General features: G+C 69.9%; 11 protein-coding genes. 9 read left to right on the forward strand and 2 right to left on the reverse strand.

Annotation, left to right across the window (positions count from 1 at the left end):
• Positions 1 to 107: 107 nt before the first annotated feature.
• On the forward strand, positions 108 to 557 hold the full coding sequence (locus FKO37_RS10565) for a nitroreductase family deazaflavin-dependent oxidoreductase (protein WP_134728112.1): 450 nt from the start codon (positions 108 to 110) through the stop codon (positions 555 to 557).
• A gap of 139 nt (positions 558 to 696) precedes the next feature.
• Here FKO37_RS10565 and FKO37_RS10570 read toward each other — a convergent pair whose 3' ends face one another.
• Both FKO37_RS10570 and FKO37_RS10575 read right to left on the reverse strand, forming a co-directional pair.
• Positions 697 to 4,380: a multifunctional oxoglutarate decarboxylase/oxoglutarate dehydrogenase thiamine pyrophosphate-binding subunit/dihydrolipoyllysine-residue succinyltransferase subunit gene (locus FKO37_RS10570; protein ID WP_078870629.1), complete on the reverse strand. Its 3,684-nt coding sequence runs from the start codon at positions 4,378 to 4,380 to the stop codon at positions 697 to 699.
• Between the two features lie 229 nt (positions 4,381 to 4,609).
• Positions 4,610 to 6,109 carry an FAD-dependent monooxygenase gene (locus tag FKO37_RS10575; RefSeq protein ID WP_238604352.1) on the reverse strand — a complete coding sequence of 500 codons (1,500 nt, stop codon included), beginning with the start codon at positions 6,107 to 6,109 and terminating at the stop codon, positions 4,610 to 4,612.
• 281 nt (positions 6,110 to 6,390) lie between these two features.
• Between FKO37_RS10575 and FKO37_RS10580 the strand changes: the two genes are divergently transcribed.
• From FKO37_RS10580 to FKO37_RS10615, 8 genes are all read left to right on the forward strand, one after another.
• Entirely contained in the window at positions 6,391 to 7,413 is a 1,023-nt protein-coding gene (locus FKO37_RS10580) for a methyltransferase (RefSeq protein ID WP_134728114.1), read from the forward strand.
• Complete coding sequence (locus FKO37_RS10585) at positions 7,410 to 8,960, forward strand: FAD-dependent oxidoreductase (protein WP_238604353.1); 1,551 nt, start codon at positions 7,410 to 7,412, stop codon at positions 8,958 to 8,960. The genes FKO37_RS10580 and FKO37_RS10585 overlap by 4 nt, the downstream gene beginning before the upstream one ends.
• A gap of 34 nt (positions 8,961 to 8,994) precedes the next feature.
• The gene (locus tag FKO37_RS10590) at positions 8,995 to 9,750 is read left to right on the forward strand and encodes an SDR family NAD(P)-dependent oxidoreductase (RefSeq protein WP_238604354.1); all 756 of its coding nucleotides are present in this window, start codon (positions 8,995 to 8,997) and stop codon (positions 9,748 to 9,750) included.
• 122 nt (positions 9,751 to 9,872) lie between these two features.
• Positions 9,873 to 11,960, forward strand: a complete 2,088-nt coding sequence (locus tag FKO37_RS10595; protein ID WP_238604355.1) for an AfsR/SARP family transcriptional regulator — start codon at positions 9,873 to 9,875, stop codon at positions 11,958 to 11,960.
• 203 nt (positions 11,961 to 12,163) lie between these two features.
• The gene (locus tag FKO37_RS10600) at positions 12,164 to 13,417 is read left to right on the forward strand and encodes a beta-ketoacyl synthase (RefSeq protein ID WP_037817211.1); all 1,254 of its coding nucleotides are present in this window, start codon (positions 12,164 to 12,166) and stop codon (positions 13,415 to 13,417) included.
• Entirely contained in the window at positions 13,414 to 14,619 is a 1,206-nt protein-coding gene (locus tag FKO37_RS10605) for a ketosynthase chain-length factor (RefSeq protein WP_238604356.1), read from the forward strand. The genes FKO37_RS10600 and FKO37_RS10605 overlap by 4 nt, the downstream gene beginning before the upstream one ends.
• Positions 14,620 to 14,719: 100 nt before the next feature.
• A complete protein-coding gene (locus tag FKO37_RS10610) occupies positions 14,720 to 14,977 on the forward strand; it encodes an acyl carrier protein (protein ID WP_037817205.1) in 258 nt (85 codons plus the stop codon).
• 35 nt (positions 14,978 to 15,012) lie between these two features.
• On the forward strand, positions 15,013 to 16,542 hold the full coding sequence (locus FKO37_RS10615; protein WP_238604357.1) for an MFS transporter: 1,530 nt from the start codon (positions 15,013 to 15,015) through the stop codon (positions 16,540 to 16,542).
• Positions 16,543 to 16,556 lie beyond the last annotated feature (14 nt).

Raw genomic sequence — 16,556 nt, forward strand, 5'->3', positions numbered from 1 at the left:
GGCCGGGACGTCGCCACTGCCTATCCGGCACCCCGGGCATACCCGGAAGGTATATCTATGAAGATCAGAAAGTATGAAACTCATACAAGTTGGCGTACGCTCGGGGCATGGACACGAAGGCAGCCGGATACCGGCGCAAGGTCAACACGATCAACCGGGTCATCACCGCCCTGCAGCGCGCGGGGCTCGCGTTCGGGCCGATGGAACTGCTCACCGTCCCCGGGCGGCGCAGCGGCGAGCCGCGGACGTTTCCGTTGGCGGTATTGAAAGTCCAGGGCGGGGAGTACCTGATCCAGGCGTTCCCGAAGGCGGCGTGGGTGGCGAACGTCCGCGCGGCGGGGGAGGGCACGCTGTCGCGGGGACGGCGATCGCGACGGGTGCGGTTCGCGGAACTGCCGGTCGCGGAGCGGGGGCCGGTGCTGCGAGAGGTGGTCGCGGACGGGCCGCCGAGCGTGGGGCGGCGCTATGTCACGACGGGACTGGCGGAGTCGCCGACGCCGGACGGGGTGGCGGCTGCTGCGGGGAGGATCGCGGTCTTTCGGGTGGAAACGATCTGAGAACGGCGAAGGCCGGGTGGGCGGAGGCAGTCGGGTCGCAGTCGTGAGTGGCGATGCCGGTTAGAACTCGCCAGGCCCAGGAAACGGCGAAGGCCGCCGCGGGAACGAGTCCCGCGGCGGCCTTCTGCGTAACTGAGGATCAGTCGAACGCCTTGGCGATCAGCGCCTTCTGCTCGACGTCGTGCACCTTCGACGAACCCGCCGACGGGGCGGCCATCGGGCGGCGCGCCACCACGTCGAGGCCGGTGAAGAACTCCGGGAACTTCCGGGGCAGGTTGAGGCCGAAGAACGGCCACGCGCCCTGGTTTTCCGGCTCCTCCTGGACCCACGCGATCTGGCTGGCGTTCGAGTAGCGCTCCACCGCGGCCAGCAGCTTCTTCTTCGGCAGCGGGTAGTACTGCTCGATCCGCACGATCGCGACGTCGTCGGCGCCGCGCTTCTCGCGCTCGGCCACCAGCTCCCAGTAGAGCTTGCCCGAGGTGAGCAGCACCTTGCGGACCTTCGCCGGGTCCTGCGTGGCGTCGTCGATCACCGACATGAAGCGGCTCTGGCCGGTGAAGTCCTCGACCGTCGACGTCGCCGCCTTGTTGCGCAGCATCGACTTCGGAGTGAAGACGATCAGCGGACGCTGGATGCCGTCGAGGGCGTGCCGGCGCAGCAGGTGGAAGTAGTTCGCCGGGGTGGACGGCACCGCGACGGTCATCGACGCTTCCGCGCACAGCGACAGGAACCGCTCGATCCGGCCGGACGTGTGGTCCGGGCCCTGGCCCTCGTGGCCGTGCGGCAGCAGCAGCACGACGTCCGAGCGCTGGCCCCACTTGGCCTCGCCGGAGGAGATGTACTCGTCGATCACGGTCTGCGCGCCGTTGACGAAGTCGCCGAACTGCGCTTCCCACATCACGAGCGCCTCGGAGTTCGCCACCGAGTAGCCGTACTCGAAGCCGACGGCCGCGTACTCCGACAGCGCCGAGTCGTAGATCATCACGCGGCCCTGGCCGTCGGCCAGGTGCTGCAGCGGCGAGTACTCCTGGCCGTTCTTGCGGTCGATGAACACCGAGTGCCGCTGGGTGAACGTGCCGCGCCGGGAGTCCTGGCCGGACAGCCGCACGAGACGGCCTTCCAGCGCCAGCGACCCGAACGCCAGCAGTTCGCCGAACGCCCAGTCGACGCCGCCCTCGCGCGACATCTTGTGCCTGCGCTCCATGACCGGCTTGACCCGCGGGTGCGGGGTGAAGCCCTCGGGCAGGTTGACGAACGCGTCGCCGATCTTCTCGACGACCTCGCGCGACACGGCGGTGGTGACCTTCGCCGGGATCTGCTGCTCGCCCTCGACCGAAGGGCTCGCCTTCGCCGGGTGCTTCTCCAGTTCGCGCACCTCGTTGAAGACGTGCTCGAGCTGGCTGGAGAAGTCGCGCAGCGCGGCCTCGGCCTCTTCGACGGAGATGTCGCCCCGGCCGATCAGCGATTCGGTGTAGATCTTCCGGACCGAACGCTTCGTGTCGATGATGTCGTACATCGCCGGCTGCGTCATCGAGGGGTCGTCGCCCTCGTTGTGGCCGCGGCGGCGGTAGCAGATCAGGTCGATCACGACGTCCTTGTGGAACGCCTGGCGGTAGTCGACCGCCAGCTTCGCGACCCAGTGCGCGGCCTCGGGGTCGTCGCCGTTCACGTGGAAGACCGGCGCGCCGATCATCTTCGCGACGTCCGTGGCGTACTGGCTCGACCGCGAGTGCTCCGGCGCGGTGGTGAAGCCGACCTGGTTGTTGACGACCACGTGCACGGTGCCGCCGGTGCGGTAGCCGCGCAGCAGCGCCAGGTTCAGGGTCTCGGCCACGACGCCCTGGCCCGCGAAGGCCGCGTCGCCGTGCATCAGGACCGGCAGCACGGTGTAGCCCTCGCCGCCCTTGTCGAGGACGTCCTGCTTGGCGCGGACGATGCCCTCGAGGACCGGGTCGACGGTCTCCAGGTGCGACGGGTTGGACGCCAGCGACACCCGGGTCTCCCCGTCGCCGAACATCCGGAAGTACTTGCCCTCGGCGCCGAGGTGGTACTTCACGTCGCCGGAGCCGTGCGCCTGGCCCGGGTCGAGGTTGCCCTCGAACTCCTGGAAGATCTGGCTGATCGGCTTGCCGACGATGTTCGCCAGCACGTTCAGCCGGCCGCGGTGCGGCATGCCGATGACGACCTCGTCGAGCTCGGCCTCGGCGGCCTTGTCGAGCACCGTGTCCAGCAGCGGGACCAGGGTCTCGCCGCCTTCCAGCGAGAACCGCCGCTGGCCGACGTACTTGGTCTGCAGGAAGGTCTCGAACGCCTCGGCGGCGTTGAGCTTCGACAGGATGTACTTCTGCGCGGACGGCTCCGGCTTGCTGTGCCGGACCTCGACGCGCTCCTGGATCCAGCGCCGCTCCTCGGGGTCGAGGATGTGCGTGTACTCCACGCCGACCGTGCGGCAGTAGGAGTCGCGCAGCACGCCGAGGATGTCGCGCAGCTTCATCCGCTCGCGGCTGGAGAAGTCGCCGACGGCGAACTCGCGGTCCAGGTCCCACAGGGTCAGGCCGTGGCTGAGCACGTCGAGGTCGTGGTGGCTGCGCTGGCGGTAGTTCAGCGGGTCGGTGTCGGCCATCAGGTGGCCGCGCATCCGGAACGCCTCGATCAGCTCCATGACGCGCGCGGTCTTGTCGACCGGGCCGTCCGGGATGTCGGCGACCCAGCGGATCGGCTCGTACGGCAGCCGCAGGCTGGTGAAGACGTCGTCGTAGAAGCCGTCCTCGCCGAGCAGCAGTTCGTGAATGCGCTTCAGGAACTCGCCGGACTCCGCGCCCTGGATGATGCGGTGGTCGTACGTCGAGGTCAGCGTCATGATCTTGCTGACCGCGAGGTCGACGAGGGTCTTCTCGCTGGTGCCCTCGAACGACGCCGGGTACTGCATCGCGCCGACGCCGATGATCGCGCCCTGGCCCGCCTGCAGCCGCGGCACCGAGTGGTTCGTGCCGATGCCGCCCGGGTTGGTGAGCGAGATGGTGGTGCCCGCGAAGTCGTCCGCGGTGAGCTTGTTCGTGCGGGCCTTCTTGACGATCTCCTCGTAGGCCTGCCAGAACTGCATGAAGGTCATGTTCTCGGTGGCCTTGATGGAGGCCACGACGAGAGTGCGGGAGTCGTCCTTGCCCTTCATGTCGATGGCAAGCCCGAAGTTGACGTGCTCCGGCGTGATCGCGAACGGCTTCCCGTCGATCAGCTTGTAGTGCCGGTTCATGTTCGGGAAGTCCTTCAGCGCCCGCACCATGGCGTAGCCGATGAGGTGCGTGAAGGAGATCTTGCCGCCGCGGGTGCGCTTGAGGTGGTTGTTGATGACGATGCGGTTGTCCGCCATCAGCTTCGCCGGGACCGCGCGCACGCTGGTCGCGGTGGGCACGGAAAGCGAGGCGTCCATGTTCTTGGCGATCGCCGCCGCGGCGCCGCGCAGCTGCTTGGACTCCGGCTCGGCGTCCTTCGCCGGAGCGGACTTGGCGGGCGCGGAAGCCGCGGGCTTCGCGGCCGGGGCGGGCTTGGCCGGGGCCTTGGCCGCCGGGGCGGGCGCTGCCTTGGCGGCCGGAGCCGCCGGGGCCTTCGCGGCGGGGGCGGCGGGCTTGGCGGCGGGGGCCGCCTTGGCTTCCCCGTTCCCTTCCGCCTGGGTGCCGTTGCCGCCCGGAGTGGGCTTGTAGTCGGCGAAGAAATCGTGCCAGGCGGCGTCTACCGACTGGGGGTCCGCGAGAAACCGCTCGTACATTTCTTCGACGAGCCACTCATTGGCACCGAACTGCGATGCGGGACTGCTGCTGGCCACGGCTGGCTCTCGCCTCTATCCATTCTCGATCCGATATCACAAGCATCTGCTGACCGCCAGGCTAGTCCCCTGCCGGTGGCCCGAAACACGCCACCTGGACGCTCGTGAGACAGGTCATTGTCTGGATCGGTTGAGAGGCCCAGCCTGACAGACAGCAGGGCCCACCGTACGCGTCGCAAGGGCCGAATGCCGTCACCTCGGCCGGTTTGGGGTGATCCCGGACACAGCGTCAGCTCGCCGCGGCGGGCAGCGAACGCACCGGTGCTGGTCCGAACCACGCGCGCAGGGCTTCGCGCAGATCGGCGGGATCGGTGTCCGGGCTTTCGGCGAGCCAGGCGACGTGCCCGTCCGGGCGGAGCAGGAAGGCGGCGGGGACGTCGCTGGTGCACGGGGTGCCGGACACGAGGTCGAGCCGGTCGAGCCACGGCGCGGCGGTGCGGGCGACGGCGGGGCCGTCGGTGAGGTCGACGAGCACGCCGCGGCCGGAGTGCAGGAGCTTCATCGTGGTCGTCGCGGCGCCGTCCGCGACGATCGACCACTCCGGCACTCGTGTCCCGGCCAGCGGGTGGTCCGAGGCGGGGAAGGTCGGGTAGCGCACGTCGAGCGCGGTGATCATCTCCGCGAGGTAGCGGTTGACCTCGTCGAACTCCATCAGCGTCCCGAACAGCTCGCGCAGCGGGCCGATCTCCGGGCGCGGGTCCATCAGGGCGAGCTGGGCCTGGGTGTTGAAGCAGACGCGCGCGCCGACCGGGTGGCGTTCGTCGTGGTAGGTGTCGAGCAGCTCGTCCGGGCTGCCGTTGACGACCGCGGCGAGCTTCCAGCCGAGGTTCACCACGTCCTGGATGCCGGTGTTGAGGCCCTGTCCGCCCGCCGGGAAGTGCACGTGCGCCGCGTCGCCTGCGAGCATGACCCGGCCCTTGCGGTACTGCGCGGCCTGCCGGGTCGCGTCGCCGAAGCGCGAGAGCCACACCGGGTCGCGCATCGGGAGTTCCTGGTCGGTGACCCGCTTGACCGAGGCGGCGAGTTCCTCCAGCTCGACCGGGTCGTCGCGGTGCGCGGTCGGCGGCCGGAACTCGACCGACACGACGCGGTAGAGGTCGCCGCCGAGCGGGACCGTGCCGAACACGCCGCCCTTGCAGCGGGCCAGGTGCGGGCCGTCGGGCACCTGGTCGAGGTGGACGTCGGCGAGCATCGCGTCGATGTTGGAGGCGGTGCCGGGGAAGTCGATGCCGGCCAGTTTGCGGACCAGGCTGCTGCCGCCGTCGCAGCCGACGAGGTAGCGGGAGCGGATCCGGTACTCGCCGTCCGGGCCGGTCACGGTGGCGACCACCGCGTCGGGCCCGTTCTCCAGTTCGGTGAGCCGGTGCCCGCGGCGGATCTCGACGTCCAGTTCCCGCGCGCGCTCTTCGAGGATCGCCTCGGTGCGCGACTGCGGGACCATCAGCGCGTACGTGTGGCGCCCGTTGAGCTTGCTGAGGTCGAGCAGCCGCATGCCGGCGAAGTGCCCCTTCGGCCACACCGGCGCGCCCTCGCTGAAGCGGGGCAGCAGGCCGCGCTGGTCGAACACCTCGACGGTGCGCGAGTGCAGGCCGAGCGCACGCGACTGCCCGCTCGGCTCGGCGAGCCGCTCGAGCACGAGCACCCGGCCGGGCCGCAGCCCGAGTTCGCTCGCGAGCATCAGCCCGACCGGGCCGCCGCCCACGATCACCACGTCGTACTCGACATCCATCCCGGTGCTCCCCATGTGTCCGTGCCTGTGCTCACTCTGTTGTCAGCACGGACAAGCCTGGAGCACCGCGCGGGTCCGCGGCTATACGCGCTGTGCTGGGGATTCAGCGCTAGCCGAGCGGTCTTGGACGGTCTCCGGGACGGCCTGAGCGGGGCGTCGGCGGAGGTCGAGAGCGTGTTGAGGGGCCTTCGAGACCCGGCCGGAAGCATCGCCGCACACGAAGGTTTCCGCGGCTGTCGTGCGCGCGGACCACCAGATAAGGAAGGCAGGTACGACCCGGGATGACTGCCCACACCACCGTGGACGCGCAGGCGATCGGCCGCCTCAACATGCTGTTCACCCAGTCGAAGATCCTGCACAGCGCGGTCGAGCTGGGAGTGTTCGAGTTGCTGGCGGACGCGCCGAGGACGATCGACGAGATCCGCCGGGAACTCGGTCTGCACCAGCGGTTCACCGGCGATTTCGTCCAGGCGCTGGCCGCGCTCGGCCTGCTGGAGCGCGACGGCGAGAAGTTCAGCAACGCGCCGGCGGCCGCGGAGGTGCTGGTGCCGGGCGCGTCCGGCGGCGGCTACCTCGGCGCGCGGGTCCGCACGACGTCGCAGCGGCACTACGCGATGTGGGGCAAGCTGTCCGAGGCGCTGCGCGACGGCGAGCCGAAGGCGGACATCGGCGGGCACGGCGCGTTCGCCAAGCTGTACGAGGATCCGGTGCGCGCCAAGGCTTTCCTGGTGCACATGGACGCGAACAACGCGTTGGTCGCGCCGCAGCTGGCCGAGCACGTGGACTGGTCGGAGTACAAGAGCTTCGTCGACGTCGGCGGCGCGCGCGGCAACGTCGCGGCGCAGTTGTGCCTCGCGCACCCGCATCTGCAGGGCGGCGTGTTCGAGCTGCCGCCGATCGAACCGCACTTCGACGAGCTGATGGCGGAGCTGGGCGTCGCGGACCGGGTCACGTTCCACCCCGGCGACTTCTTCGAGACGCCGCTGCCGGAGACCGACGTCGTCGTGTTCGGCCACGTGCTGCACGACTGGGACCCGCAGCGGCGCGTGGAACTGTTGGTGCGGGCCAAAAACGCGGTGCCGAGCGGGGGCGCGGTCGTGGTGTACGACCAGATCCTCGACGCCGAGAACCCGGATCTGCGCAGCCTGGTCGGCAGCATCAACGTCGGACTGATCACCGACGGCGGTTCCGAGTACACCGTGCCCCAGCTGCGCGAGTGGCTGGCCGAGGCCGGGTTGGAATTCCGCGCCGCCACCACTCTGCCGAAGGGCAACGACACCGTTGTGGTCGCGGTGAAACCGTGAGTGCGCAAGCGCTGGTGGTCGGGGCCGGGCCGGTCGGGCTGACCGCGGCGCACGAACTGGCCCGGCGCGGCGTGCGGGTGCGGATCGTAGACCGGGCCGCCGGTCCGGCGGTGACCAGCCGGGCGCTGGCGACGCATCCGCGTTCGCTGGAGATTTACGACCAGATGGGCGTGCTCGACGACCTGCTGCCGCGCGGGCAGCAGGTGCGCGCGTTCACGATTCACATGCGCGGCAAGCGAATGGTCGGTCTCCGGGCGGACTACTCGCGGCTGCCGACGCGGCTGCCGTTCACGTTGATGGTCGACCAGGTCATCACCGAGGAGGTGCTGCGGACGGCGCTGGCCAAGCAGGGCGTCGAGGTCGAATGGGGCGTTGCGCTGGCCGACTTCACCGACACCGGAGACGGCGTCCAGGTCCGGCTTGAACGCGACGGCGAGATCGAGGAGACCTCGGCGGACTGGCTGGTCGGCTGCGACGGCGGGCACAGCGTGGTGCGCAAGAAGCTGGGGCTGAAGCTCGAAGGCGACTCGTCGGAGACCTGGCTGATCGCCGACGCGCAGGCGGACACCGCGTTGCCGCGCGACAGTATTCATCTCATCCGGACCCCGGGCGGTTCGGTGATGATGGTGCCGTTCCCGGACGAGGGCAAATGGCGGCTGCTCGATACCCGGGACGTCGAGTACTCCGGCTCGGGCGACGACGCGGCGGTCGCGCGGCGGTTCTCGGAGAAGGTGTCCGCGGCGACCGGCGTGCCGACCGTGGTTTCCCCGCCGACGTGGGTTTCGGTGTTCTCCATCCAGCAGCGGATGGTGCCGTCGATGCGGTCCGGCCGCTGTTTGGTGGCCGGCGACGCCGCGCACGTGCACAGCCCGGCGTCCGGTCAGGGCATGAACACCGGTGTGCAGGACGCGTACAACCTCGCGTGGAAGCTGGCGATGGTGATCGACGGGCACGCCGACGAGCAACTGCTCGACAGCTACTCGCGCGAGCGCGTGCCGGTGGGCGCGGAGCTGTTGCGCACCACGAAGAAGGCGACTTTTCTGGTACAGCTGAAAAACCCGTACGTCGCCGCGGTGCTGCCGGTGGCGTTCGGCGTGATGCGCAACGTTTCGGCGCTGCGCGGCAAGCTGGAACGCAAGATCATGGGCGGAATGTCCGCACTGGGCCTTTCGTATGGCGACGGCCCCGCGGCGGCCGGGCCTGGACCGCGACCGGGCGAGCGGCTGTCGGTCGTCGCCGGCGCGGACGCGGAAACCCCGGCGTGGCAGGCGTTGCTGGCGCAGTTGCGCGAACCGGGCTGGACGCTGGTGCTCGGCCCGGACGCGGAGCGAGCCGAACTGCCGTCCGTGGGCGGCTGGCTGGTGCCGCAGGTGGCCGGCCCTGGCGGGGACCTGCCGGACGCCGACGGCGCGTTGCGGCGGTCGCTCGGCCTTTCGGCGACGGGCTGGATCCTGACGCGCCCGGACGGCTACGTGGCCGACCGCGGCGACCGGATGTCCGCCGCTGTCGTGCGCGCCGTGCTGCGGCACGCGCACATTTCTGTCTGACGGCCCCGCGGGGCCGCGAATTCGAGGAGCGAAGGTGGATCTGGGGCTGACCGGCAAGGTCGTGCTGGTGACCGGCGGCAGCGGCGGGATCGGGGCCGAACTCGCGCGCACGTTCGCCGCGGAAGGGGCTCGGGTCGCGGTGACCTACCGGGCCAACCGCGAGGCGGCCGAGGAGGTCGCGCGCGAGTGCGGGCCGGACCGCGGGCTCGCCGTGCACTACGACCTGACCGAACTGGCCAGCGTGGACGCGGCGGTCGAGACCGTGGAGCGGCACTGGGGCCCGGTGGACGTGCTGGTCGCGAATGCGATCAGTCCCGGCGCGCTGCGCAAGCCGGGAAAATTGTTCGAAGAACTACCTACGGAGGATTGCGCTTCGTTCATCAATGTGAATATCGCGCCGGTGTTCCACACAGTGGCGAAGGTGCTGCCCGGTATGCGCGCGAAAAAATGGGGACGGATCGCATTTATTTCGTCGCGCGCGGCGACCGCGGGCAAGCCGGGCCGCGAGGCTTATGGGGCGGTGAAGTCCGCATTGCACGGTTTCGCCACGAGCCTCGCCTGGGACGTCGGCCGCGACGGAGTGCTGGTCAACACCATTCTTCCTGGCCTGACCGTCACTCCCCGTGTTGCGCAACAGGTTCCGGCCGAGATGCTGGAGCGCGAGCGAGCCATCACGCCCAGTGGCCGATTGAGCTGTCCGGGTGATGTCGCACAACTCGCAGTGTTCCTGTGTTCGGCCGCCAACGGCAATACGAACGGACAGTTCGCAGAAGTATCAGGCGGACGTTAAGTTTTTCCCGCCCGGGATCAGGAAGCCGTTTCTCTGCTAGCGTCGCTGGCGTCTCACTGGGGGAAAGCGAAGCTCGCGGGCAGCTGCCTGGCGTGCTCTTTCGGCAGGTATCTGGGGGTCGGATGCAGATCGCAATATTGGGACCGCTGGCCGTACGCGCGGACGGAGTGGGCAAGACGCCGTCCGCGCCGAAGCTCCGCACGGTGCTGGCCATGCTTGCACTGAACGCCAACCGGGCAGTGCACTTCGAGCAGTTCGTCGAGGAGCTGTGGGAGAACAACCCTCCGGCGAGCGCGGCCACGACGTTGCAGACCTACGTCTACCAGCTGCGCAAATCGCTGCGCCTGGCCGGTTCGGCCGAGGAGGGAGCGACAGTACTGCTGACGCGCCCGCACGGTTATGAACTGCAGGTGCCGCGGGCGGACGTGGTCGACGCGGTGCGCTTCTCGGCGCTGCTCGACCAGGCTCGGGACCGGCACGACGCCGGTGATCTCGAAGCCTGTGCCGAGCTGTCCAGACAGGCGCTCGCACTGTGGCGCGGGGCCGCGCTCTCCGATCTCCCGCTCGGCCCGACCCTCGCCGCGCGGGCGACTCAGCTGGAGGAGAGCCGCAAGGCGGCGCTTGACCTGCGGTTCGAGGCCGAACTGGCGCTGGGCAGGCACCGGCGCGTGGTCGACGAGCTCGCCGGGGTGGTCAAGGCGAATCCGACGCACGAGGCGTACTCGGCGAAGCTGATGGTCGCGCTCTACCGCTGCGGCCGCCGGGTCGAGGCGCTCGACGTCTACCATCGGGTGCGCAGCGATTTCATCGCACAGCTGGGCATCGAGCCGTCGGCGACCCTGCGTTCGGTGCACCAGCAGATCCTGGTGGACGATCCCGCGCTCACCCTTCCGGCCCCGCGCGGCGCCAGTGTGAGTGAAGCCACAACTGGTCTAGACAACGGGCAAACCGGGCGGACCACGCAAAACGAGCGCACTGCGGAAGTAGCCGTCCGGAGTATCGACGACAACGACACCGTGACTGAGAGCAGTGTCGTCGAAGTGGTTTCCGTCGTGCGTTCCGATGCGGAGGGTGATCTGGTCCCGCTGCGGCCCGCGGCGCCGGAGGTGCTGGGGCCGAATCACCTTCCCTCCGACGTGCCCGACTTCGTCGGCCGGGACGAGGAGATCCGCGAGCTGGTGCGGCGGTGTTCCGCCGCGCGCACCAAGCTCACCGGCGGCAGCACGGTCGTGGAGATCACCGGCGGGCCGGGGGCGGGCAAGACCGCGCTGCTCGTGCACGTCGCGCACCGGGTCCGCGCGACGTTCCCGGACGGGCAGATCTTCGTGTCGCTGACGCCGGTGCACCGCGGCGAGGAGACGATGGCCGACGTGCTCGCCGGCTGCCTGCGCGCGTGCGGCGTTCCGCTGTCGCCGTCGCCCTCGATGTCCGAACTGGTCAACGTCTACCGCGACTACACCGCCACCCGGCGGCTGCTGGTCGTCGTGGACGACGCCGCCCGGTCTTCCGAAGTGGATCTGTTGCGCCCCAGCGGTTCCGGCAGTTTGCTGCTGGTCGCGAGCAGGCGGCGGCTGTACCTGCGCGGCGTGGTCGCGCCGGTCAACCTGCCGCCGCTGACGGTCAACGAATCGCTGGAGCTGCTCGGCCAGTTCATCGGGCGGCGGCGGATGCTGGAGGACCTCGACTGCGCCAGCGCGCTGGTGCGGATGTGCGGCAGGCTGCCGCTGGCCGTCGCGGCGGTCGGCGGGTACCTGGCCTACCGGCCGGCCTGGTCGTTGCGCCGGATGCACGACCGGCTGTCCCGCGATCCCGGTGCGGTGCTTCGGTTGCCGTGCGGGGAAGGCACGGTCGACGCGAGCGTCCGGGCGAGTTACCGGACGCTGTGTGGTCCGGCGCAGGAAGCGTTCCGGCAGCTGGCGAGCATCGACGAGTTCACCGTGCCGGACGCGGTCAAGCTCCTCGGCCGCCCTGGAGAACTGGTGCGCGAAGTGCTCGAGGACCTCGAATCCGCCGGGCTGGCCGAGGAAATCGGCGAACGCGGCGGTTCGGGACCGCACCGGTACCACGACGCGGAGTCCAATGTAGACGTTCTGCGGCCGTCCACGGCGGACGCGGTCTACTGCGTTCCCCGGCTCCCGTCGTTCGCGGGCCGTTGGCTCGCAAGGGAAGCCGAGCCCGCGGCGCGCGAGGCCGCGGTCGCCACCGGCTGAGAACGAGGCGGGGTCGAATCCGGCTGGAGCGCGTTCGACCCCGCTTCGATCCGTCTTGGACACCCCGGGCCCAGACTCGACATCAGCGACGTCGGGCGCTCGGAGCGCGAAGGGCAGGTGCAGACGGAGTGAGTACGAGTGCGGGGCACCCCGGGGCAGCGGGAGTGCCGGCGCGGCACGGCAGCGGAGGTCCGCGGCGGGCGGTGATCACCGGGATAGGTGTTGTCGCGCCGGGGAAACCGGGGCGCGAACCGTTCTGGGACATGGTGTCGGGCGGGCGGACCGCCACCCGGCCGGTGTCGTTCTTCGACGCCTCCCAGTTCCGCTCGCGGATCGCCGCCGAATGCGATTTCGATCCGGAGGCGGCGGGGCTCGGTCCGCAGCAGGTGCGGCGGATGGACCGGGTGGCCCAGTTCGCGGTGGCGTGCACGCGGGAGGCGCTGGCCGACGCGGGGCTCGCACCGTCCGATGTGGACCCGTACCGGACCGGGGTTTCGATCGGCAGCGCGGTCGGAGCCACGATGAGCCTCGAACGCGAGTACGTCGTGGTGAGCGACGGCGGCCGGAAGTGGGAGGTCGACGCGGACTACGCGGTACCGCATCTGTTCGACCAGTTCGTGCCGAGTTCGATGGCCAAGGAAGTGGCCTGGGAAGCGGGCGCGGAAGGGTCGGTGCAGGTCATCTCGACCGGGTGCACGTCCGGATTGGACTCGGTGGGCCACGCGCGGGACCTGATCGCCGAGGGCAGCGCGGACGTCGTCCTCGCGGGCGGTTCGGACGCGCCGATCTCGCCGATCACCGTGGCGTGCTTCGACGCGATCAAGGCGACCTCGCCGCGCAACGACGAGGCGGCGACGGCGTCGCGTCCGTTCGACAACACCCGCAACGGGTTCGTGCTCGGCGAGGGCGCGGCGGTGTTCGTGGTGGAGGAACTGGGCCGGGCGCTCGCCCGCGGGGCTCGGATCTACGGCGAGATCGCCGGGTTCGCGACACGGTGCAACGCCTACCACATGACAGGTTTGCGGGCGGACGGCGTCGAAATGACCGAGGCGATCCGGCAGGCGATGGGCCAGGCGCGGGTGACGCCGGAAGCGATCGGCTACGTCAACGCGCACGGTTCGGGCACGAAGCAGAACGACCGGCACGAGACGCAGGCGTTCAAGAATTCGCTGGGAGAACACGCTTATCGCGTCCCGGTGAGCTCGATCAAGTCGATGGTCGGGCATTCGCTCGGCGCGATCGGCTCGATCGAAATCGCCGCCAGCCTGCTCGCCATGCGCGACGGGCTGCTGCCGCCGACGGCCAACCTCAACGAACCCGACCCGGAGCTCGACTTGGACTACATTCCTTTGGTGGCACGAGAAGCCGCGGTGGACACGGTGCTGACGGTCGGCAGCGGGTTCGGCGGGTTCCAGAGCGCCATGGTGCTCACCAGCAACGTCGGCGGTCCGGCATGAACGCGGTGATCACCGGGCTCGGCGTGCTCGCGCCGACCGGAAGCGGGGTCAAGCAGTTCTGGGAAGCCACCCTCGAAGGGGCCAGCGGAATCGGCCCGGTGACCCGGTTCGACGCTTCGAGCTACCCCAGCACGCTCGCCGGCGAGGTCGCCGGGTTCAGCGCCAAGGGCATCCTGCCCAGCCGGTTGCTGCCGCAGACCGACCACTCCACGCGGATGTCGCTCGTGGGCGCGGAATGGGCGCTGGCCGACGCCGGGGTCGACCCGGAGGCGCACGACGGGTTCGACCTCGCGGTGATCACCGCCAGTTCGGCGGGCGGCTACGAGTTCGGGCAGCGCGAACTGCAGAACATGTGGAGCAAAGGCGGCAAGTACGTCAGCGCGTACCAGTCGTTCGCGTGGTTCTACGCGGTCAACACCGGGCAGATCTCCATCCGGCACGGCATGCGCGGGCCGGGCGCGGTGGTGGTGTCCGAACAAGCAGGCGGGCTGGACGCGATCGGAAAGGCCCGGCGCGCGGTGCGTTCCGGGACCGCGGTCGCGCTGACCGGCGGCATCGACAGCGCACTGTGCCCGTGGGGCTGGGCGGCGATGCTGACCTCCGGACGGCTCAGCACGAGCAGCGAACCGGCGAAGGCTTATCTGCCGTTCGACCGGTCCGCCGCCGGGTACGTGCCCGGCGAGGGCGGCGCGGTGCTCGTGCTCGAACCGGCGGACTCGGCGCGGGACCGGCAGCCGCCGTACGCCGAGATTGCCGGATACGCGTCCACTTTCGACCCGAAACCGGGCAGCGGGCGTCCGCCGGGACTTCGGCGGGCGATCGAACTCGCCCTGGCGGACGCGGGCATTTCCGCCGCCGAGGTTGACGTCGTTTTTGCCGACGCGGCCGGGGATCTCGTGCTCGACCGTGAAGAAGCCGAGGCGATCAGCGCGGTGTTCGGCGAACGCGGTGTCCCGGTCACCGCGCCAAAAGCCGGGGTCGGCCGGTTGGCCGCGGGCGGTGCCGGGCTGGACGTCGCGTGCGCGGCGCTGGCGATCCGGCACGGCGTGGTTCCGCCGACGCCGAACGTCTCGGATCCGGTGCCGGAGCACGGGATCGACCTGGTCACCGGTGCGGCGAGGGAAACGCCGGTGCGGGCCGCGGTCGTCCTCGCCCGCGGCATCGGCGGGCACAACGCCGCGCTCGTGTTGCGCGGAGTGTGAGGGAAGACTTTTCAAGATCACCCGAACGGCCGAATCGCAAAGCCTTGTCCAGCAAGAAGAACCCACTGACAGCCGCATTCGCGCGGCAGGAGGAGCGATCATGCGCGAGCTGACCTACGAGGATCTGATGGAGATCATCCGCCGTTGCGCCGGAGAGAGCGACGAAATGGCACAAACCACCGACGCGCGCGACATTCCCTTCGCCGAATTGGGCTATGACTCGCTCGCGCTGATGGAGACCGCGAGTATGCTCCAGCGCGACTACGGAGTCGAGCTGCCGGACGAAACGGTGGTCGACATCGACACGCCGCGCGCTCTGGTCGAACTGGTGAACAGCAGGCTCGGTTCCGCGGTGTAAGGGGAATTCCGCCAAAGCCTTCCGAAGGAGGACAGGTGTCCGAGCCTGCCCTGAACCCGCGCCGCTGGGCGATCCTCGCGGTGCTGCTGACGTCCTTTCTGCTCACCGTGCTGGACGCGACGATCGTGACGATCGCCTTCCGCGCGCTCGCCGATCCGGTCGACGGGCTCGGCGCGTCCGCGGACCAGCTGCAGTGGGTGGTCAACGGGTTCACGCTCGTGTACGCCGGCTTGCTGCTGGCATGGGGCGTGCTGGGGGACCGGCTCGGGCACCGGAAGGTGCTCCTGATCGGGCTCGTGGTGTTCGGCGTTTCCAGCGTGCTGGCGGCGTTCGCGCACTCGCCCGGCGAACTGGTGCTGTGGCGCGTCGTGATGGGCGCGGGCGGCGCGGCGATCCCGCCGACCACGCTCGCGACCATCTCGCACGTGTTCGGCGACAAGGAACGCCCGCGCGCCATCGGGTACTGGGTGTCCGCCGCGGGCATCGCGGCCGTGGTGGCCCCGGTGCTCGGCGGCTTCCTCATCCAGTTCGCTTGGTGGGGCTCGATTTTCCTGGTGAACGGCCCGATCGTGCTCGCCGCGATCGTGCTGACCGTGCTGATGGTCCCGGAGTCCACTTCGACCGCGCGCAAGCTCGACGTGCCCGGCGTGGTGCTGTCGGTCGCGTGGAGCACCGCGCTCGTCTACGGGATCATCCAGGCGGGCAACCTGGCCACGATCGCCGATCCGCGGGTGTACGTCCCGCTGGTGCTCGGCGTGGTGCTGCTGGTCGTGTTCGTCCTGGTGGAACTGCGGTCCGCGGCTCCAGCGCTGGATCTGCGGCTCGTGTCGGATCGCCGGGTCGCGGGTGCGACCAGCGCGGTGTCGCTCGCGTTCTTCGTGAACTTCGGCGTGCCGTTCTTCCTGATCTTCTACCTGCAGAGCGTGCTCGGCGTGAGCCCGCTGATGACCGGCTTGGCGATTCTCCCGCTGGCGCTGGCCCTGGCCGTGTTCTCGCCGCGCTCGGCGACGCTGTCGGCGAAGTTCGGCACCAAGAACGTGCTGGTCGGCGGCTTGCTGCTGCTGGCTGTCGGCGTGGCGATTTTCGCGCTGCTGGACCAGAACAGCCCGCTGTGGCCGGTGTTCGTCGCCGACTTCCTGGTCGGTTTGGCGATGGCCAACGTGATGCCGTCCGCGACCACCACGATCATGTCGGCGGTTCCGCGTGAGCGCGCCGGGGTCGGTTCGGCGCTGACGAACATGGGCCGCAGCATCGGCGGCGCGATCGGCATCGCGGTGCTGGGGTCGCTGCTGACTGTCGTGTACCGCAACGGGGTTGAGCCCGCGTTGTCGGTGCTGCCGGAGCAGTCTCGCGCGGCCGCCGGTGATTCGATCGAAGCGACGAAGGCCGCCGCGGCGGGCCTGGGCGGCAACCAGGGCACGGACCTGTTCGCCGCGGGCGCGGACGCGTTCTCGGTCGCGATGCGCACGACGGCCCTCGCTGCCGCCGGTGCCGCGGTGCTGGCGGCGATCGTGGTTCTCGTGGTCGTGCCGGCCCGGGAACGGCGGACGGCTGAGGTTTCCTGACGCGTTCCCGGGCC

This window comes from Amycolatopsis sp. Poz14 (genome assembly GCF_006704225.1).
Classification (GTDB): Bacteria; Actinomycetota; Actinomycetes; order Mycobacteriales; family Pseudonocardiaceae; genus Amycolatopsis; species Amycolatopsis nivea.